The organism is Syntrophomonas sp. UBA1041 (assembly GCF_002316705.1).
Taxonomy (GTDB): domain Bacteria; phylum Bacillota; class Syntrophomonadia; order Syntrophomonadales; family Syntrophomonadaceae; genus DTU019.
Window position 1 is genome coordinate 1,044 of record NZ_DCEA01000085.1, and the last position, 206, is coordinate 1,249.

Annotated in this window: 1 pseudogene; it reads left to right on the forward strand. The window is 50.5% G+C overall.

Annotated elements, in window-relative coordinates:
* Positions 1–206: pseudogene (locus B2633_RS12610) on the forward strand (LCP family protein); the annotation flags it as partial.

The following is a 206-nucleotide window of genomic DNA, read 5'->3' on the forward strand; positions in this document are numbered from 1 at the left end:
GAAATGTTTACCACCAAAAACATTTTCAAGCTTCCTGAATTGGTACCGCAGCTGATAGCTCAGGTCAAGACCAATCTGCCCGCTACAGAAATAACCGCACTGGCTAATCTGGCTCAGAAGTTTAACACCGGCAATGTGGTCACCCAGACCCTGCCTGGCTATTCATTCACCGACCCTTCATCAGGGGCCAGCTACTGGCAAGCCGA